The sequence below is a fragment of the Ramlibacter rhizophilus genome (assembly GCF_004681965.1).
Taxonomy (GTDB): Bacteria; Pseudomonadota; Gammaproteobacteria; order Burkholderiales; family Burkholderiaceae_C; genus Ramlibacter; species Ramlibacter rhizophilus.
Map to the genome: position 1 here is coordinate 203,461 of NZ_SMLL01000008.1, position 19,044 is coordinate 222,504.

Sequence of the window (19,044 nt, forward strand, 5' to 3'; positions counted from 1 at the left end):
GACGTTTTCCAAGGAGAGACCTGCATGAGAAACCTCAAAGCCGTGTTCCTGCTGCTCCTGGCCGTCCTGCTCGGCCTGGCCGCCGCCTTCTACGCGACGCGGTGGGTCGCGCAGCGGGGCAACTTCGCGTCCTCGCAGGTCGCCGTGGCCGCCGTGGACATCGAACTCGGAAGCCGCATCACACCGCAGATGCTCACCTTGGTGGAGTGGCCCGCAGGCTCCGTGCCGCCGGGCGCGTTCTCCGACGTCAACAAGCTGCAGGACCGCGTGGTGAAGGTCGGCATTCCACGCGGTGACGCGGTGCTCGAACGCAAGCTCTCGCCGCCCGGCACCAAGGGAGGCTTGTCCGCCGTCATCGCCGAAGGCAAGCGCGCCATGACTGTTCGCGTCAATGACGTGGTGGGTGTGGCCGGCTTCGCACTACCCGGCAATTACGTGGACGTGATGGTCAACACGCGCAAGGGCAGCGGCGGCGGCGACGAGACGCAGATCAGCCTCACCGTGCTGGAACAGGTGCTGGTGCTGGCCATCGCGCAGGAGGCCAGCCGCGACGACACCAAGCCCAAGGTGGTGAGCGCCGTCACGCTGGAACTCTCGCCCGAGGAAGCCGAAAAGCTGGACCTGGCGCGCAACGTCGGCACCCTCTCCCTGGTGCTGCGCAACCAGCTGGATCGCGAATCCGTGGCGACCAAGGGCATCACGCGGCAGCAACTCCTCGGCCTGCAGCAGCCCGCGGCCAAGCCTGTCCCGGCGCCGGCACCGCGGATCGTGCGGGTGGTCGCCAAGCCCGAGGCGCCGCCGCCCGCTCCGGCGCCCCGCCGCGACTGCGTGGAGGTCATCTCGCACGGCGTGCGTTCGGTGTCCTGCTTCTGAGCGGGTCGGCGCGAACAAGAACAACCAGCTCAGGGAGAACCCCATCGTGCATTGCTTCCGCCGTACCCCTCTTCTTCGCGCTGGCGCAGTTGCCGGCGCGGTGTGCTCGGTCTTCGTGGCGAGCCATGATGTGGCGCAGGCGCAGACCGCGGCGCGCTCGCAGCGCGCCCCGGCATCGGCAGCCGCGCCTGCAAGCGACGACAACCTGCCTCGGATGGCCTGCACCTCCGTCACGGCGGCCGAGCCGATCACCTTGGCACTCGGCAAGTCACGCGTGATCCAGTTGCCCTCTCCGGCGATCCGGCTGATCGGCGGCGGCAGGCCCAGCAGTTCCGTCGCATCGACCGGTGCGCCGCAACAAGGGGGCGCAGGGGGGCAGGCACGAACCGCCACGGCCGGAGCCGCCGGCGGAGGAACCGATGGCGTTGCGGAAACCGAGATCACCCTCCTCAGCCCGAACGAACTGCTGGTACTGGGCCGCCGCCCCGGCTCCGCCAATGTGATCGTGCAGGACCGCGAAGGCCGCTGCGTGGTAAGGGACATCGTCATCACGGCCGACCCGACGACGCTGCAGACCAAGCTGCGCGAGCTGATGCCGCGCGAGACGGGGGTGCGCGTGGCGGCTGCCGAAAGCGCCATCGTGCTCGCCGGTGACGTGAGCGACACGGCCACGCTGGACCAGCTGATGCAGGTGGCCACCGCCTATGGTGACGGCAAGAAGGTCGTCAACCTGATGCGGGTGAGTGCGCCGCAGCAGGTCATGCTGGAGGTCAAGATCGCGGAGGTGAGCAAGGCCTTGCTCGATCGCTTCGGGCTGGATTTCTCACGATCCGTGATCTCAGGCGGTCGTACCAACTTCATCAGTGGGATCCTCGGCGGAAATGGGCTTGTAACAGGGCACTTTGGCCCAAACCTGCCCAGCGCGCCCGGGCTGCTTGGGGAGGTCGCCACTGGCGTTGCCGCTGGCCAGGGAGCTGCCAGTACGATCTGGTCGGGGCTGCCTCAGGCCGGCAACACACGCGGAGCGACGCTCTTTGGACTGGACCTGGAGAACCGCGATGGCATTGTGCGAGTACTCGCCGAGCCCAACATCATGGCCATCAGTGGCCAAGCAGCCAGCTTCCTTTCGGGCGGCAAGATTTTCATCCCAGTTGCCCAGACATCACAGCTAGGCGGGACGACGATCACGCTGGAGGAAAAAGAGTTCGGGGTGGGGCTGAAGTTCACGCCTACGGTACTGGACGGCCGCATCAATTTGAAGGTGGTCTCGGAGGTTTCCGAGCTCTCGCAAACGGGAACACCATTCACGACCGTTGGTGGTGTAACCGCCGTCCTGCCTTCGCTCAGCACGCGGCGCGTGGACACGACCGTGCAACTCGCTGATGGACAAAGCTTCGCAGTCGCCGGCCTGATAAGAAACAACGTGACACAGGCCTTGAACAAGTTTCCGGGCCTTGGGGAAGCGCCCGTCATCGGTGCGCTGTTCCGCTCGACGGAGTTCCAGAACGACCTCACCGAACTCATGTTCGTGATCACTCCTCGCTTGGTCAAGCCGCTTGAGGGGCGAGTCGCACTGCCGACGGACAACCATGTGGTTCCCACCCGCGCGGACGTGATCATGAAAGGTGCCGGCGAAGGCAGCATGCCGCCACCAGCAGCGGTGCCTGAGCAGCCCCGGGCCCAGCGGACTGCGCCCTCGGTCCGGCCTGAAGGTGCTGCCCCACTCACACCGGCACCGGCCATACCCGCGCCAGTGGCTCCACCCACCCCATTGACTCCGCGGCCGAGCAGCTCTCTGCAGCAGAACGACACGGTCACTACTGCCGCCGTAGTGGGCGCCCGAAGCCTCCACGCGCAGCCACTCGCTCCACTGGGGCCGATGGCATTCGACGAAACCCCACACTTCGAATAACCGGGAGCTCCCATGCGCCACACGTATCTGCTTCTCAGCGCAATGCTTCTCGCGGGGTGTGCGTCCAGCACGCCGAACTATGACGCCCGCTTCGGCGATGCCGTTCGACAAGCCAGACAGGCGATGGTGCTGAACCCTGCGCCAGCGCCGGGCAGCGTTCCGATTGGCACCCTGGACGGCAAGGTCGCGCGCGAAGCCGCGGAGCGGTACCACGAAACCTACAAGGCGCCTCCTCGTCCCGTCAATGTCATCAACATCGGAGGAGTCGCCGGAGAGAGCGGTGGACGCTGACCATTCCCTCGATTAATGCCAGCAGAAGGAGAGAGCCATTATGCATTAGCAGTTTCATTCTCACCTCCCTTTCCATTGATCCCTCGAACTTCTCATAGGAGATATCGCATGAACCAATACCTCAAACTCGCAGCAGCCTTCGCCTCTGACGAAGATGGTGCGCAGATCCTCGAATACGGCCTCATCCTAGCGGTGGTTTCACTGGTCCTCATCATCGCGATGCAGGGCGTCGGCGACGCGGGGTTCCAGCCATTGGTAGACGCACTCACCGCGTGTCTGAATGGCGGCGCCTGCGCTTGGGGCGGGTAATCGTTCCACTTGGCAGCAATCAGTCCTGCAGCCTCATGAAACCCGCGGAAAGACCAAGACGAAACCAGGAAGGCGCTGTCCTCTTGACAGCGGCTTTGTCGATGCTCTTTCTCATCGGGTTCATGGGGCTTGCCCTCGACTTCGGTCGATTGTTTCTTATCAGGACAGAGCTGCAAACCGCCACGGACAGCTGCGCGCTCTCAGCGGCACAAGAGCTCGATCAACAGCCCAACTCGATCACCCGTGCAATCAGCGCCGGGATGAGCGCCGGCAATGCGAATGCGGTGAACCTTCAGTCGGTCGACTGGGCAGGTCAGGGCCAGCTGGACCCAGGCAGCTTCACGTTCTACGACTCTTCGTACGTGGCGACCACGGACCCCCTCCAGGCGACATACGTCGAGTGTTCGCACACGCAGGGAAACATTCCTATCCGCGTTCTCAATGCCATGGGCGCATTCATCCGGGACGCATCCGCGTTTCCCGCGACGAGGACCGTTGCCGCCCAGGCAGTAGCCACTCGCGTCAGCGCGCAGACGACCTGTCCGCTGCCGATCGCGGTCAAGCGTGCCGCAGGAACCAGCCCGCCGTTGTACGGCTTCCAGGTCGGTCAATGGGTCATCATCTACGGCGACGATATCGCCGGCGGCGCACCCGGCGCCTTTGGCTGGTACAACATCGATGAGTCACAGAACGCACGGTCAACCCGCGACCAGCTACTTGGCCTCACATGCGAAACCCGCGTGGGTGCCAGGCTCCGCACGCCAGGGGCAAAGACCGGCGTGCACGAGGCCTGGAACTACCGCTTCGGCATTTATCGCAACAACGACGATCCGACCGTCAATCGACCGGACTTCTCCGGGTATGCCTACACGCCCCTGAATTGGACGAATCCCGTCCCGCAGAACGCGTTCGATGGCACCCCAGCAGCCGGCTCCCACCCGACGGCAGCAAATTTCGTCACGAAGCGCTCGCAATACCGTAGCTATGACGACACGGGAACCAGCATCCAGAATGGCAGCGAAATCGTCTTCGGTCGCCGTAACGCGCTGAACAGCTTCCACGATTTGGCAACGCCAGGAATCGGCGGCCAACACCAGCAACTTGGAGCAAGTCGTCGAGTCGCGCTGACGCCCGTCATCGACGAAAACAACATTGTCATTGATTACCTTTGCGTTTTCATGCTGCACCCCATGTCCGGGCCGCACGACGACGTGCGAGTCGAGATACGGGGTAATGCGCGCGCCGCTGGAAGCCCCTGCACCACGAGTGGACTGCCGGGCGGCACGGCAGGACCGCTGGTGCCAGCTCTCGTCAGATAGGAGTCCGCATGCCAAGAATCAGACATCAACGGGGCGTCGCGATTCTCGAATTCGCACTCGTTGCGCCATTTCTTCTGATGATGGTATTCATCACCACCGAGTTCGGTCGCGCTTTCTATGCCTACAACACACTTGCCAAATCGGTTCGGGATGCATCTCGTTATCTGTCGGTGTATCTGCCAGAGACGCACATTACGGAAGCCAGCAACCTGATCGTCTACGGATCGATCCAGGCCGGAGCGCAACCACAACTGGTGAACCTCACCGCAGCGAACGTGGCCGCCCCTGTTTGGGGCACGGCTGGAGCCGCGCCGGTAATCAACGTCGTGACGGTGCGAGTCACTGGCTACCAGTTTCCGCTCCTCACCGCTTCCGTATTTGGCCTTCAATTCAGCGGAATCACGTTCCCGGACATCACGGCCACCATGCGGAGTCCGCAAATATGAGTCGCGGTAAGCAGTCAGGCGCGACGATGATCGAGTTCGCCCTTGTCTCGATTCTGTTCTTTACGTTCCTGCTCGCGACTGTGGACTTTGGCCGAATGCTTTACACCTACAGCGCCGCCAACGAAGCGACACGGCTCGCTGCGCGGTACGCAGTGGTATGCCACGATTCCAGTACGGCCATCGACGCGCAGGTACTGACTCTGGTGCAACGCGTAGTACCCCAGGTCAGCCAAGTGAGCGTGGAATGGACCCCGCCTGCCTGCAGCGTCAGCAACTGTGAAGGCGTAGCTGTTGCCATCGAGAACTTCCAGTTCAACTGGTTGACACCCCTAGTCGGAACCATCGTGAGACCGAGCTGGGTTATGCCTCGAATGTCCACTTACCTGCCGCGCGAAGTCATGCGCCAAGACCCAAACAGCAATGTCACCCTTTGCCCGTTGCCTTAATCATGAAGATATCCCTCATTTCACCGAATCAACAGCATCTCCACGATGCTCAGCTTGCCCTCCAGGCGCTCGGTCACCAAGTGCAATCCTTCGAAGGCGGAAAGACACGATTGCGCGAAGTGGTGGAGCAGTCTAGTCCTGATCTGGCGGTCGTCGATGGAATCTGCTGCGACCTGGCAGAGCTTCAGTACATCGAGCAAACCACACTCGATCATCCGGACGCTGCGGTCGTGCTGCTCTGCTCTACGCAGACTCCAGAGTTCCTGATTGGCGCAATGCGGGCCGGCGTGCGAGAGGTCCTACCCTCGCCTCCGCCACTCGATGCGCTGCGCTCAGCGATCCAACGGCTGGAGGCTCGGAGGGAGGGTGCCCGCCGTGCAACCGGTCGAGTGCTGGCTACCATGCCGGTCAAAGGCGGCGCCGGCGCCACTTTCATTGCGGCAAACCTCGCGTGGGAGCTAGCCCAGCGTCATCGTACGCTCCTCGTTGATCTCAATCTTCAGTTCGGGGATGCGTACACCTTGCTTTCCGACCAGAAGCCCGCTGCCACGCTGGCCGACGTGGTGAGCGACATCAGCCGCCTGGATGCTTCGCTACTGAGTTCCTGTGCAACGCAGGTCACACCACGCCTGCATGTACTGCCACCGCCTGACGACCTGGCTCGTGGAGTGCCTGTCGCACCGGCGCATCTCGACTCAATTCTCGCCGTGGCACGCGCTGAATACGAGTTCGTCGTCATCGACTTGCCAAGATCGCTTGACCCCCTGACGGTGCGCGCCCTTGACGCCGCTGAACGCGTTTACCTGGTGCTGCAGGCTGGCTTGCCCGAATTGCGAAATACAAGCCGCATTCTCGAGGCGTTTCGAGGATTGGACTACTCCTCGGCGAAGGCAGAACTCGTCCTGAATCGCTTTGAAAGAAACGCTGAACTCGGTGTCGAGCATCTGGAACGGAGCCTCGGGTCCGTCAAGATTCACACGATTCACAACGCCTATCGCGAAGTCCGTGCGTCTATCAACCATGGTGAGCCGTTGGCGTCTACCGGACGGGGAGGTACTGTGACCCGACAGCTGGGACAACTTGCCGAAAGTGTTCAACCCAAGCCGAACAGCTCAAAGAGCTTGCTCGGCCGCCTCTTTGGGACCGCATGATGATGCTCGGCCAACTAATGTCTAGCAAGAGTCGCGAAGGTACGGCGCCCAGCCTGCGCCAGATGCTCGGAAGCTCGCCCTCCGATACACCTGCGCCTGCACCCCCCACAAGTTCCGCTAGCTACCAGGAGTTGAAGAGCCGATTGCATCAGAAGCTCCTCGACAAGTTCGACCTCACCGCACTGGAGAGCTTGCCACCACAGGCTCTGCGCCAGGAGATCGCCAATGCGGCGGAACGGTTGCTGATCGAGGAGCAGGCGCCGATTAATGACGCTGAGCGAAAGTCGCTGATCCGAGACGTGCAGAACGAGATGCTTGGGTTCGGGCCGCTTGAGCTCCTGATGGCCGACCCGACCGTTTCCGACATTCTGGTCAACTCCTTCAAGTGCATCTACGTAGAACGGCGAGGACGACTCGAACTGACTGACGTTTCCTTCAAGGATGAAAACCATCTCCTTCGAATCATCGATAAGATCGTCTCTCTTGTCGGGCGGCGCATCGACGAGTCCAGTCCCATGGTAGATGCGCGGCTACCCGATGGCTCTCGCGTCAACGCAGTGATTCCGCCGGTTGCGATCGACGGCCCCATGATGTCGATCCGGCGGTTCGCACATGTTCCGCTGCAGATGAGTGACTTGACAGGCGACGCGCTGAAAACGTTGACGCCTGAGATGGCCCAGCTACTGAGCGGCATGGTCAAGGCCAAGGTCAACATCCTCATCTCAGGAGGAACGGGAGCTGGCAAGACCACGTTCCTGAACATCCTTTCCAGCCACATCCCAGATGGAGAGCGGGTGGTCACGATCGAAGATGCCGCTGAACTTCAGCTACAACAGCCACACGTCATCCGCCTGGAGACCCGGCCGTCGAACATCGAAGGACGGGGCGAGATCGCGCCGCGAGCGCTTGTTCGGAATGCGCTGCGCATGCGCCCCGATCGCATCGTAGTGGGAGAAGTGCGGGGCGGCGAAGCGTTTGACATGCTTCAGGCTATGAACACGGGGCACGAAGGGTCGATGACGACCATACACGCCAATACGCCACGTGATGCGCTGTCTCGTCTTGAGAACATGATCGGAATGGCGAATCTCAGCTTGACCCACAAGGCGGCACGCCAGCAGATCGCGGCGGCCATCAACGTAATCGTCCAGGTATCGCGATTGATAGATGGACGTCGGAAGGTGGTCAGCATCCAAGAGATCACCGGCATGGAAGGCGAGGTGGTCACGATGCAGGAGCTGTTCGCATACCGGCAGACTGGGCTTGGACCTGACGGTCTCGTGCAGGGGCACTTTGCGGCGACAGGCGTTCGCGCCCGCCTCAGCGATCGCTTGAAGGCGTATGGCATTCACTTGCCCGAGCAGATGTTCGATCCAAGCCGGCATTACCAGTAGCTACTTGAGGATGCACCATGCTATCGGATCTTCTAGGCAATGGCGTGATTCTGATATCCGTCCTCGTATTCGTCGCTGTGCTGCTGATGCTGGAGTCGGCGTTTCTCCTTTGGCGCTCGTCGAATGGCGCCGCTGCTCGGAAGTTGCGAGAGCGCGTGGATGCGTTCGCTCCATCTAGCGGACAAAATGTCCGGCATCTGTTCCGTGATGGCGGAAGCGCCGGTGCCCAAGTCTTCGACGCCGCTATCCGCCGCTCAAAGGCTGGCCGCTCACTTGAGGACCGGATCAGCCAAGCGGGGTTGCGCTTGAGTTCCTCAGCGATTGTGCTCTGGTCGGTTCTGCTGGGAGCGGCGGGATGGTTTCTCCCTGACTTGGTGTTGCCCGGCTTTGTCGCTTCGCTGTTCACTGCCATCGCCATGGGCAGTGTTCCGATCGTGTATGTCCAGTGGAAGCGCAGTCGTCGCCTCCGGAATCTCGAACGACAGCTGCCCGACGCCCTCGACCTCATCGCAAGGGCACTCCGCGCCGGCCATGCATTCTCGGCCGCTTTGAAAATGGCGGGCGACGAGTTGCCGGAGCCGATAGCGAGCGAGTTTCGCGCGGTGCATGATGAAGTCGCCTACGGCATTACACTGGAAGAGGCGCTTACAAATTTCAGCGATCGCATTCCCGTGATGGACGTTCGGTACTTCGTGGTCGCTGTCTTGGTCCAGCGCGAGTCTGGTGGCAACCTTACCGAAATCTTGAGCAATTTGAGCCGTCTGATTCGCGAGCGATTCAAGTTATTTGCACGTGTGCGGGTCTTGTCTGCCGAGGGCCGGCTGTCAGGCTGGGTAATGGGCCTGCTTCCTTTTGGGCTGGCCGCACTGCTCAACTTTTTCAACCCGAAGTTCATGAGTCCGCTCTGGACTGATCCGATTGGTATCACCATTACGCAGTACGTGCTAGTAGTGATGGCCGTCGGCGCGATCCTGCTGCGTCGCATCACCCAGATACGCGTATAGGAGAGCATCGATGCTGATCATCTCAACGCTTGTGTTTCTGAGCTGCACCTTGGCAGTTGGCGCACTGCTGCTTTGGGTTACGCCCACCCGTACGCAGCACCGCTTGACCAAAGTCTTACCATCCAGAAAACAAGGCAACTGGAGCCAGGCAGTCGTGAAAGCGGCTGACCGCATCTCCAGACTCACGGCGCCCGAGGGTGACTGGGAGTCGTCACCCATCCGTATCCGGCTTCTGAATGCCGGCATCCGCAATTCCAACGCCAAGCTTGTATTCTTCGCTGCGAAAAGCGTACTGCCGTTCCTGTTCGCAGCAGCTTCGTTCGCGGCATTGCGCTCTGGAAACATAGCGCAGATGACGACACTACTTCTGATTGTTCTCTCGGCTGCTCTGGTCGGCATTTACCTTCCCAACCTTGTTCTTCATTTTCTCGTAAAGGCACGCCAGCGGGAGATATTCGAGAGCTTCCCTGACGCCGCGGACCTGATGCTTGTGTGCGTAGAAGCCGGACTTGGGCTCGACGCCAGTATCAACAAGGTGGCCGAGGAGATGAATCGAAAGAGCCCTGCCGTTTCAGAAGAACTGGCGTTAACTAATCTGGAGATGCGCGCCGGCGTCAGCCGCGACAAGGCCGTTCGAAACCTCGCAACACGCACGGGCGTTGAGGAGATCAGCATCTTCGCCAGCATGCTGACGCAGGCCGACAAATTCGGCACTAGCATCGGAGAATGCATGCGCGTCTTCTCTGATGACCTGAGACACAAGCGGCAAATCCGGGCGGAGGAGAAAGCCGCGAAGATCCCGGTGAAAATGCTCTTTCCGCTTGTGCTTTGCATCTTCCCGGCGATCATCATGGTCATCCTCGGCCCAGTGATTATTCAGGTGACAAGGACCTTGCTGCCGATGCTGGGTGCGCGCTAACCTTCTTCGAAGTCAAGCATTGAGTTTGTGAAACGCGGAATGAGCCTGCATGCACACATTACCTCAATGCGCCTCATCCCAATTCGGCCCCACTCCCACCTCCGCCACCAGCGGCACGCTCAGTCTCTCCCCCACCCCCGCCATCAAGCGCGGGATCTCCGCCCTCACCCACTCCACCTCGCCCTGCGGCACTTCGAACACCAGCTCGTCGTGCACCTGCATGATCATCCTCGTGCCGCGCCCCGGGGCGTCCAGTGCATCCTGCACGCGGATCATGGCCATCTTGATCAGGTCCGCCGCCGTGCCCTGCATGGGCGCGTTGATGGCGGCGCGCTCCGCGCCACCGCGTCGCGGCCCGTTCGGTGAATTGATCTCCGGCAGGTACAAACGCCGCCCGAAGACCGTCTCCACATACCCCCGGCTCTTGGCCGACAGGCGCGTTTCGTCCATGTAGTTCTTCACGCCCGGGTAGCGCTGGAAATAGCGCTCGATGTAGCTCTTGGCGGCCGAGGTCTCGATGCCCAGGTTCTTCGCCAGGCCGTAGGCGCTCATGCCGTAGATGAGGCCGAAGTTGATGACCTTGGCATAGCGGCGCTGTTCGCTGCTGACCTGCTCCGGCGCCACGCCGAAGACTTCCGCCGCCGTGGCGCGGTGCACGTCCATGCCTTCGTTGAAGGCGCGCAGCAAGGCGGGGTCTTCGCTCAGGTGGGCCATGATGCGCAGCTCGATCTGGCTGTAGTCGGCGCTGGCAATGAGCTGGCCCGGCGGCGCGATGAACGCCTCGCGCACGCGCCGCCCCTCGGCGGTCTTGATGGGGATGTTCTGCAGGTTGGGCTCGTTGCTGGAGAGGCGCCCGGTGACGGCCACGGCCTGTGCGTAGGTGGTGTGCACGCGGCCGGTGCGCGGGTGGGCCAGCTGCGCAAGCTTGTCGGTGTAGGTGCCCTTGAGCTTGGCGAGGCTCCGGTGCTCCAGCACCTTGGCCGGCAGCGGGAAGTCCTCGGCCAGCTTCTCCAGCACCTCCTCGTCGGTGCTGGGCGCGCCGCTGGCGGTCTTCTTGACCACCGGCAGGCCCAGCTTGCCAAAGAAGATCTCGCCGATCTGCTTGGGGCTTCCGAGGTTGAAGGGCTGGCCGGCCAGCTCGTAGGCCTCGCGTTCCAGCTGCAACATGCGCGCGCCCAGTTCGCCGCTCTGGCGCGCGAGGGTGGGGCCGTCGATCAGCACGCCGTTGCGTTCGATGCGAAAGAGAACTTCGCTGGTCCTGATCTCCAGCTCGTAGATCGAGCGCAGGCCCTCCTGCGGCTGCAAGCGCGGCCACAGCGTGCGGTGCACGTCCAGGGCCTGGTCGGCGTCCTCGCAGGAGTACTCCGCGGCCTTGTCCACCGGCACCTGGGAGAAGGGAATCTGGTGCGCGCCCTTGCCGGCGATGGTTTCGTAATCGATGCCGCTGCGTCCCAGGTGGCGCTCGGCCAGGCTCGCCAGGCCGTGGGGCTTGTGCACTTCCAGCACGTAGCTTTGCAGCATGGTGTCGTGCGCATGGCCGCGCACCTCGATGCCGTGGTTGGCGAACACGTGCCGGTCGAACTTGATCTGCTGCGCCAGCTTGGCACGCGAGGCGTCCTCCAGCCAGGGCTTCAGGCGCGCAAGCACGTCCTCCAGCGGCAGCTGCGCCGGCGCCTCGGCATAGCGGTGACCGAGGGGCACGTAGGCGGCCACGCCGGGCTCGGTGCTGAAGGACAGGCCCACGATGTGCGCGTGCATGGGCTCCAAGGAGTCGGCCTCCACGTCCATGGAGACCAGCTCGGCCTGCGCGATGCGCGCCATCAGCGCGTCGAAGGCGTCCCAGTCCAGGACGGTTTCGTACCGAAGGTTCGTGACCTCGGAGGCGCCGGACAGGTCCGGCTCGTCGAAGAGGCCGCCCTGCGGCGCGCGCTGCGCCTCGGTCTTCAGCAGCTCGGGTGGGACGGCGTGTGCATCGATCTGGCGCGCCAGGCCCTTGAGGCCGTAGCGCTCGTAAAAGGCCTTGAGCTTGTCGCTGTCCTGCCCGTTGATGACGATGTCGTCCAGCCCCGGGAAGCCCGTGATGTGCTCGGCCAGCGCGCAGTCCGTGCGGATGGTGAGGAGCTCGCGGCCCTTGGGCAGCCACTCCAGCGCCTTGCGCAGGTTCTCGCCGACGGCCCCCTTGACCTCGGCGGCCCGCGCCATCAGCGCGTCCAGCGAGCCGTATTCCTTCAGCAGCTTCACGGCGGTCTTCGGGCCGACCTTGTCCACGCCCGGCACGTTGTCCACGGCGTCGCCCACCAAGGCCTGGTAGTCCACCATGAGCGACGGCGGCACCCCGAACTCCGCTTCCACGCCCGCGACGTCGCGCGTGCGGTCGTTCATGGTGTCGATGACGAGCACGCGCTCGTTCACCAGCTGGCTCAGGTCCTTGTCGCCGGAGGAGATGACGGTGCGCAGGCCCCGCTCGCTGGCCAGACAGGCGAGCGTTCCGATGACGTCGTCGGCCTCCACGCCGGGCACGTGCAGAACCTTCCAGCCCAGCAGGCGCACGACTTCGTGAATGGGTTCGATCTGCGCGCGCAGGTCGTCCGGCATGGGCGAGCGCGTGGCCTTGTACTGCGGGTAGAGGTCGTCGCGGAAGGTCTTGCCCGGCGCGTCGAAGACGCAGGCTGCGTACTCCGCACGCACGTCCTTGCGCAGCTTCTGGAGCATGTTGATCATGCCGCGGATGGCGCCGGTGGCCGCGCTGGTCGGGTCGCCGGGCACGGCCCGCAGGTCCGGCATGGCGTGGTAGGCGCGGTAGAGGTAGCTCGATCCATCGACCAGCAGCAGGGTCTTGGGCGCGGCGTCCGTTGGTTCGTGGGGCTGGGGCACAGACATGGGAGCGATTGTGCCCGGCGGATATCTCCAGCCGGCCTCCCCGCAACCACCGGCTGGACGCGCTCGCCGGCTTCTACAATCGCCCCATGCGCTCCCCCTTCCTCTTCGCCTGTGCCCTGGCGTGCGCCGCCGCCGCCGCCGCGCAGGCTCCCGCGCCCCGTTCGCCCGGCGCGCCGCTCACGCGCGAGCCGCTGGAGGGCCGGGCCAACCAGAAGGTCGAGCGTATCGAGCATGAAGATGCGGGCAACCGCATCGAGGAGCTGCGCTACGGCGGCCAGACCGAGCGCATCACCGTGCAACCCAAGAACGGCATGCCCGAGTACGAGGTCGGCCCCGACCGAGCCCAGTCCTCGCGGCCGGCCGACACGCGCGACGGCCCTGCCAGTGCCGCCGGCCAGCGCCGCTGGAACGTGCTGCGCTTCTGATCGCCCTTTCCTTCCTCCATGGCCGTTTTCACCGAAGTTTCCGCCGAAGAGGCGAGTCGGCTCCTGCGCGAGCTGCGCCTGGGTGAGCTGCGCGAGCTGCGCGGCATCCAGGGTGGCATCGAGAACACCAACTACTTCGTCACCTCCGAGCACGAGGGGCAGTCGCACGAATGGGTGCTGACGCTGTTCGAACGGCTCACGCCGGCGCAGCTGCCCTTCTACCTGTACCTGATGAAGCACCTGGCGCAGCGCGGCATTCCCGTGCCCGATCCGCAGGCCGATGCGTCCGGCGACGTGCTGCACACCGTCTGCGGCAAGCCGGCGGCCCTGGTGAACCGGTTGCGCGGCCACAGCGAACTGTCGCCCGGCGCGGTGCACTGCGCACTGGTCGGGGACATGCTGGCCCGCCTGCACCTGGCCGCGCGGGACTACGAGCGCCAGCAGCCCAACCTGCGGGGCCTGGCCTGGTGGAACGAGACCGTGCCGGTGGTGCTTCCCTACCTGGATCCGGACCAGGCCGAACTGCTGCGCGCCGAGCTGGCCTACCAGAACCACGTGGCGGCCGGCTCCACCTATGCGGCGCTGCCGCGCGGGCCCATCCATGCGGACCTGTTCCGCGACAACGCCATGTTCGAGGACCGCGCCACCGGGCCCGTGCTCACCGGCTTCTTCGACTTCTATTTCGCCGGCGTGGACACCTGGCTGTTCGACGTGGCCGTGTGCCTGAACGACTGGTGCATCGACCTTCCCACGGGTGCGCACGACGAGGCGCGGGCGCAGGCCTTCCTGTCCGCGTATGCGGCCCGGCGCGCATTCACGGCCGCCGAGCGCCGGCTGCTGCCGGCCATGCTGCGCGCCGCCGCCCTGCGCTTCTGGATCTCGCGCCTGTGGGACTTCCATCTGCCGCGCCAGGCCGCGATGCTCAAGCCGCACGACCCGGCGCACTTCGAGCGCGTGCTCCGGGGCCGCGTGACACGGCCTCTCGGCGCGGACTCGGGTAAATTCGACTGTCAATGAAACTGAACGTGGTCGCGCCGCGCAGCGGCATGGAATGGGTGAAGCTGGGGCTGCGCACGTTCTTTCGCCAGCCGCTGGCGCTCGCCGGGCTGTTCTTCATGTACATGACCGCGGTGCTGGTGCTCTCGCAGCTCCCGGTGGTGGGCGCGGTGATCGGCGGCATGCTGGTGCCGGCCGCCACGCTCGGCCTGATGGCCGCCACGGCGGAAGCGCACCGCGGGCGCTTTCCCATGCCCTCGGTGCTCGTGAGCGCCTTCCGCGCCGGCCGGCAGCGCGCGCGGGCCATGCTGGTGCTGGGCGCCATCTACACCATCGGCTCCATCATCGCCACCCTGCTGGCCGCCTTGCTGGCCGGCTCGCCCGAGACGCCGCAGCCGGGTGAATTCGACGGCGCCACCCTGGTCGCGCTGCTGCTGCACACGCCTCTTTTCCTCATGTTCTGGCATGCGCCGGCGCTGGTGCACTGGCACGGCGTCTCGCCGGGCAAGAGCCTGTTCTTCAGCGTGGTGGCGGTGCTGCGCAACTTCGGCGCCCACCTGGTGTTCGGCCTGAGCTGGCTGGCCCTGTTCATCGGGGTGGGTTCCTTTTTCGGACTGCTGGGCGGAATGCTCGGCGGGGCCGGCGTGGCGCAGGCCATGGTGATGCCGGTGGCGCTGCTCATGGCGGCCATGTTCTCCTGCTCCATCTACTTCAGCTTCCGCGACAGCTTCGTCGCCGAAGAAGACCTGCCGCCGACCACGGAGACCCAGGCGCCATGACCCGACACCGGCTGCAAGGCCGCACCGAGGCCGAAGTCCTGTGGTTCCAGCGGCGCTCCTTCCTGCGCGCCGCGGCCGCCTGGTCGGCGCTGGGCGGCTGGGCCGGCGCGCAGGCGCAGGCGCGCGGCAACATCGTGGAGCTGCAGGGTGCCGCCCTCCTGAACGGCCAGCCCCTGAGGCCGACCGACACCGTGCAGACCGGCGACGTGGTGCAGACCGGCCCGGGCAGCACGCTGATCTTCGTGATCGGCAACACCGCCTGCCACCTGCGCCAGGACACGCTGCTGCAGCTGCGCCGCGGCGAGACGCTCAACACGGTGAGCCTGCTGCGCCTGGTCACCGGCGGCGTGGCGAGCGTATGGGGACCGGGCCAGCGGCGACTGATCGTCACGCCCACGCTCACGGCGGGCATCCGCGGCACGGGCGTCTACACCGAGGTGCCCCCCGGCGAGGACCGCAGCTACTTCTGCAACTGCTATGGCACGGTGGACCTCACCGCCGGCGCCGACCAGACCGTCTCGACGGCGCAGTACCACGAGGCTTTCTGGGGCGAGCCCGCGGCGGCCCGGGGACGCGCGCTGCGCCCGGCGCCAGAGCTGAACCACACCGACGAGGAACTCGAATTCCTCGCCCGCCTCCTTGGCCAGCGCACGGCCTGGCAGGTCGCCGGGCGCAAGCCGGCCAAGGGCAGCGCGTATTGAGCGTCTCGACCGGCACCGACCGGGTGAGCTTCCGGATTGACGTCCTCACCGGCTTCTGCCACTGTCCGGCCAAGCTCCCCGCGCCGCGCCGCTGGCGATCTCCACGGACCTTGCGCCATGCCCACTGACTCCCCCAAACCGCCCCAGGCCGCCTCGCTTCCCCTGCTGCCGGGCGAGCGGGCCGCCGCGCCCGAAGGCGTGGAGCTGAACACCCCCACGGCCTGGGCCGAGTTCGAACGCCTGCGCGATGAGGGCGATGCGGCGCCCGATGCGGCCTTCGCCACGACCCAGCCGCAGGGCCAGCTGCCGAGCGCCGCCCCCCGGGGTCGTCCGGCGGCCCCTGTGACCGTCAACGCCGTGATGGTGGAGGCGCGGCGCTACAACCGCGTGTGCCCCAAGCCACCCGCGTGGCAGCGCCTGCACGAACTGCTCGCCGCGCACACGGGACAAGGACAGCCACCACCACTGTCCTTGACCGGACCGGTCTGGCAGGCCACGTCCGCCATGCCCAAGCGCATGGCCCTGCGCGACCAGATCGAGTGGGCCGAGACACGCGGGCTGCTGCCGGCAGTGCTGGATTTCCTCAAGGCGCTGCCCGAGGACCAGTGGCACCACATGGATGAATGAGGGCTGGGCGGCCGTCCAGCACGCCAGCCCTCGCTCAAGCTGAGGCCCCTTCCCCTCTGGGGGAAGGCTGGGATGGGGGCCGCGAGTGAAGTGGCGTGGCCGGCGCGCCTGCCCCCACCCTACCCTCCCCCAGCGGGGGAGGGAAAGCGCCCCTACTCCACCGGCGTCAGCTTCGCCACGCTGAGCGCCAGCCACTTGACGCCGTGGCGCGGGAAATTGATCTGCGCCCGCGCCTCGTCGCCCTGCCCTTCCAGCAACTGCACCTTGCCCTCGCCGAACTTGGTGTGGAAGACCTTCATGCCCGGGCGCAGGCCGTGGGCCGGCGGGGCCTTCTGCGGCGGCACGGGCGGGTTGGCGAAGACGGTGGGGACTGCCTCGCGGCTGCCGCCCAGGCGCGTGCTGGGGTAGCCGCTGCCCCAGCCGAACGCCGAGCGTGCCTGCCCGGCGCCGCCGCGCGGCGTGAGCCACTTGAGCGCGTGTTCGGGCAGCTCGTCGAAGAAGCGGCTGCGGACGTTGTAGCGCGTCTGGCCGTGCAGCAAGCGGGTCTGCGAATGGCTCAGGTACAGGCGCTGGCGGGCGCGGGTGATGGCCACGTACATCAGGCGGCGCTCTTCCTCCAGGCCGTCCAGGTCCGACATGGAGCGCTCACTGGGGAACAGGCCCTCTTCCAGGCCGGTGACGAAGACGGCGTCGAATTCCAGGCCCTTGGCGGCGTGCACGGTCATGAGCTGCACCGCGTCCTGGCCCGCCTGGGCCTGGTTGTCGCCGGCCTCCAGGGCGGCATGGGTGAGGAAGGCCGCCAGGGGCGAGAGCGTCTCGCCGGTTTCGGCATCGGGCGCCAGGCTGGCGATCGGCTCGTCCAGCAGGGGCTGGTCAGGATCGATGCCCTGGCTGGCGGGTGACTGCCCCAGCTCGTCCACCGGCAGGGCGACCGCGTCGCGCCCGAAGCCCTCCTGGGTGACGAAGCTCTCGGCCGCGTTGACCAGTTCCTCCAGGTTCTCGATGCGGTCGGCGCCGTCGCGCTCGGCCCGGTAGTGCTCCAGCAGGCCCGAGTGGGCGAGCACCTGCTCGATGATCTCGCGCAGGGTCAGGCCCTGGGTCTGCTCGCGCAGCACGTCGATCTTCGCGACGAAGCCACCCAGGTTGGCGCCCGCCTTGCCCGTGGTGGCGCTCACGGCGTCGTGCAGCGAGCAGCCGGCCGCGCGCGCCGCGTCCTGCAGCTGCTCGATGCTGCGCGCGCCGATGCCGCGCGGCGGGAAGTTCACCACGCGCAGGAACGAGGTGTCGTCGCGCGGGTTCTCCAGGAGGCGCAGGTAGGCCAGCGCGTGCTTGATTTCGGCGCGCTCGAAAAAGCGCAGGCCGCCATAGACGCGGTAGGGCAGGCCCGCGTTGAACAAACCGGTTTCGATCACGCGGCTTTGCGCGTTGCTGCGGTAGAGGATGGCGATCTCGTGGCGCGGCAGGCCCGAGCCGACGAGGTGGCGGATCTCCTCCACGGCCCATTGCGCCTCCGCCAGGTCGGTGGGCGCCTCGTACACGCGCACCGGCTCGCCCGGCCCCTGGGTGGTGCGCAGGTTCTTGCCCAGGCGCCCCTTGTTGTGGGCGATGAGCGCGTTGGCCGAATCGAGGATGTTGCTGTAGCTGCGGTAGTTCTGCTCCAGCTTGATCTGGTGGGACACGCCAAACTCGCGCACGAAGTCGGCCATGTTGCCCACGCGCGCGCCGCGGAAGGCGTAGATGCTCTGGTCGTCATCGCCCACGGCGAAGACCGCGTTGCCGTCGCCCGCGAAGGTCTTGATCCACAGGTACTGCAGGCGGTTGGTGTCCTGGAATTCGTCGATCAGGATGTGCCGGAAGCGGCGCCGGTAGTGCTCGCGCACCGGGTCGTTGTCGCGCATCAGCTCGTAGCTGCGCAGCATGAGTTCGCCGAAATCGACCACGCCTTCGCGCTGGCACTGGTCCTCGTAGAGCTGGTAGATCTCGACCTTGCGGCGGTCGTCCTCGCTGCGGGCGGGCACGTCACGCGGGCGCATGCCTTCTTCCTTGCAGCCGCCGATGAACCACTGCAGCTCCTTGGCGGGGAAGCGCTCCTCGTCCACGTTGTGCTGCTTCATGAGGCGCTTGATGGCCGAAAGCTGGTCCTGCGTGTCCAGGATCTGGAAAGCCTGCGGCAGCTCGGCCAGCTTGTAGTGCGCGCGAAGGAACCGGTTGCACAGGCCGTGGAAGGTGCCGATCCACATGCCGCGCACGTTCACCGGCAGCATGGCCGACAGGCGCGTCATCATTTCCTTGGCGGCCTTGTTGGTGAAGGTGACGGCCATCACGCCGCCCGGCGAGACCTGGCCGGTGGACAGCAGCCAGGCGATGCGGGTGGTCAGCACGCGGGTCTTCCCCGAGCCCGCACCGGCCAGGATGAGCGCGTGCTCGGGCGGCAGGCTCACCGCGGCGCGCTGTTCGTCGTTGAGCTGGCCCAGCAGGGGCGAAGAGGCAGGATCGGCGGGCGCGCGGGTCGGGAACTGGGGGGACATGCCGCATTGTAGGAACGTGACAAAAACGGTCGAACCGTCCCACC

Annotated in this window: 18 protein-coding genes; 16 read left to right on the forward strand and 2 right to left on the reverse strand. The window is 65.3% G+C overall.

The window, feature by feature from the left end:
* Positions 1–24 precede the first annotated feature (24 nt).
* The 11 genes from cpaB (at position 25) to EZ242_RS19725 (ending at position 10,064) form a co-directional block, all read left to right on the forward strand.
* Entirely contained in the window at positions 25–873 is an 849-nt protein-coding gene (gene cpaB / locus EZ242_RS19675; RefSeq protein WP_135286905.1) for a Flp pilus assembly protein CpaB, read from the forward strand.
* Between the two features lie 46 nt (positions 874–919).
* On the forward strand, positions 920–2,785 hold the full coding sequence (locus EZ242_RS19680; RefSeq protein WP_240787170.1) for a type II and III secretion system protein family protein: 1,866 nt from the start codon (positions 920–922) through the stop codon (positions 2,783–2,785).
* Between the two features lie 12 nt (positions 2,786–2,797).
* Complete coding sequence (locus EZ242_RS19685; RefSeq protein WP_135286906.1) at positions 2,798–3,076, forward strand: putative periplasmic lipoprotein; 279 nt, start codon at positions 2,798–2,800, stop codon at positions 3,074–3,076.
* A 108-nt stretch (positions 3,077–3,184) separates the two neighbouring features.
* The gene (locus EZ242_RS19690; RefSeq protein WP_135286907.1) at positions 3,185–3,385 is read left to right on the forward strand and encodes a Flp family type IVb pilin; all 201 of its coding nucleotides are present in this window, start codon (positions 3,185–3,187) and stop codon (positions 3,383–3,385) included.
* Positions 3,386–3,420: 35 nt separating this feature from the next.
* The gene (locus EZ242_RS19695; protein WP_135286908.1) at positions 3,421–4,704 is read left to right on the forward strand and encodes a pilus assembly protein TadG-related protein; all 1,284 of its coding nucleotides are present in this window, start codon (positions 3,421–3,423) and stop codon (positions 4,702–4,704) included.
* A gap of 8 nt (positions 4,705–4,712) precedes the next feature.
* On the forward strand, positions 4,713–5,150 hold the full coding sequence (locus EZ242_RS19700) for a TadE/TadG family type IV pilus assembly protein (protein WP_135286909.1): 438 nt from the start codon (positions 4,713–4,715) through the stop codon (positions 5,148–5,150).
* A gap of 26 nt (positions 5,151–5,176) precedes the next feature.
* A complete protein-coding gene (locus tag EZ242_RS19705) occupies positions 5,177–5,596 on the forward strand; it encodes a TadE family protein (RefSeq protein ID WP_240787172.1) in 420 nt (139 codons plus the stop codon).
* 2 nt (positions 5,597–5,598) lie between these two features.
* Positions 5,599–6,747 (forward strand): CpaE/TadZ family protein, encoded by a 1,149-nt coding sequence (locus EZ242_RS19710; protein WP_135286911.1) that lies wholly within the window; start codon positions 5,599–5,601, stop codon positions 6,745–6,747.
* Positions 6,748–6,809: 62 nt separating this feature from the next.
* Positions 6,810–8,141: a TadA family conjugal transfer-associated ATPase gene (locus EZ242_RS19715; protein WP_135287011.1), complete on the forward strand. Its 1,332-nt coding sequence runs from the start codon at positions 6,810–6,812 to the stop codon at positions 8,139–8,141.
* Positions 8,142–8,158: 17 nt separating this feature from the next.
* Positions 8,159–9,145, forward strand: coding sequence for a type II secretion system F family protein (locus EZ242_RS19720; RefSeq protein ID WP_135286912.1), 987 nt, complete (start codon positions 8,159–8,161; stop codon positions 9,143–9,145).
* Positions 9,146–9,155: 10 nt separating this feature from the next.
* Positions 9,156–10,064 (forward strand): type II secretion system F family protein, encoded by a 909-nt coding sequence (locus tag EZ242_RS19725; RefSeq protein WP_135286913.1) that lies wholly within the window; start codon positions 9,156–9,158, stop codon positions 10,062–10,064.
* A gap of 63 nt (positions 10,065–10,127) precedes the next feature.
* Here EZ242_RS19725 and polA read toward each other — a convergent pair whose 3' ends face one another.
* Positions 10,128–12,944, reverse strand: coding sequence for a DNA polymerase I (gene polA / locus EZ242_RS19730; RefSeq protein WP_135286914.1), 2,817 nt, complete (start codon positions 12,942–12,944; stop codon positions 10,128–10,130).
* An 86-nt stretch (positions 12,945–13,030) separates the two neighbouring features.
* Here polA and EZ242_RS19735 point away from each other — a divergent pair, with 86 nt between their 5' ends.
* From EZ242_RS19735 to EZ242_RS19755, 5 genes are all read left to right on the forward strand, one after another.
* A complete protein-coding gene (locus EZ242_RS19735; protein ID WP_135286915.1) occupies positions 13,031–13,369 on the forward strand; it encodes a hypothetical protein in 339 nt (112 codons plus the stop codon).
* Positions 13,370–13,387: 18 nt separating this feature from the next.
* Positions 13,388–14,386, forward strand: a complete 999-nt coding sequence (locus EZ242_RS19740; protein WP_135286916.1) for a homoserine kinase — start codon at positions 13,388–13,390, stop codon at positions 14,384–14,386.
* Positions 14,383–15,144, forward strand: a complete 762-nt coding sequence (locus tag EZ242_RS19745; protein WP_135286917.1) for a BPSS1780 family membrane protein — start codon at positions 14,383–14,385, stop codon at positions 15,142–15,144. The genes EZ242_RS19740 and EZ242_RS19745 overlap by 4 nt, the downstream gene beginning before the upstream one ends.
* Positions 15,141–15,845 (forward strand): FecR family protein, encoded by a 705-nt coding sequence (locus EZ242_RS19750; protein WP_135286918.1) that lies wholly within the window; start codon positions 15,141–15,143, stop codon positions 15,843–15,845. The genes EZ242_RS19745 and EZ242_RS19750 overlap by 4 nt, the downstream gene beginning before the upstream one ends.
* Before the next feature lie 117 nt (positions 15,846–15,962).
* Entirely contained in the window at positions 15,963–16,472 is a 510-nt protein-coding gene (locus EZ242_RS19755) for a hypothetical protein (protein WP_135286919.1), read from the forward strand.
* 152 nt (positions 16,473–16,624) lie between these two features.
* Here the strand turns inward: EZ242_RS19755 and EZ242_RS19760 are convergent, their stop codons facing one another.
* Positions 16,625–19,000: a UvrD-helicase domain-containing protein gene (locus EZ242_RS19760; RefSeq protein ID WP_135286920.1), complete on the reverse strand. Its 2,376-nt coding sequence runs from the start codon at positions 18,998–19,000 to the stop codon at positions 16,625–16,627.
* Positions 19,001–19,044 lie beyond the last annotated feature (44 nt).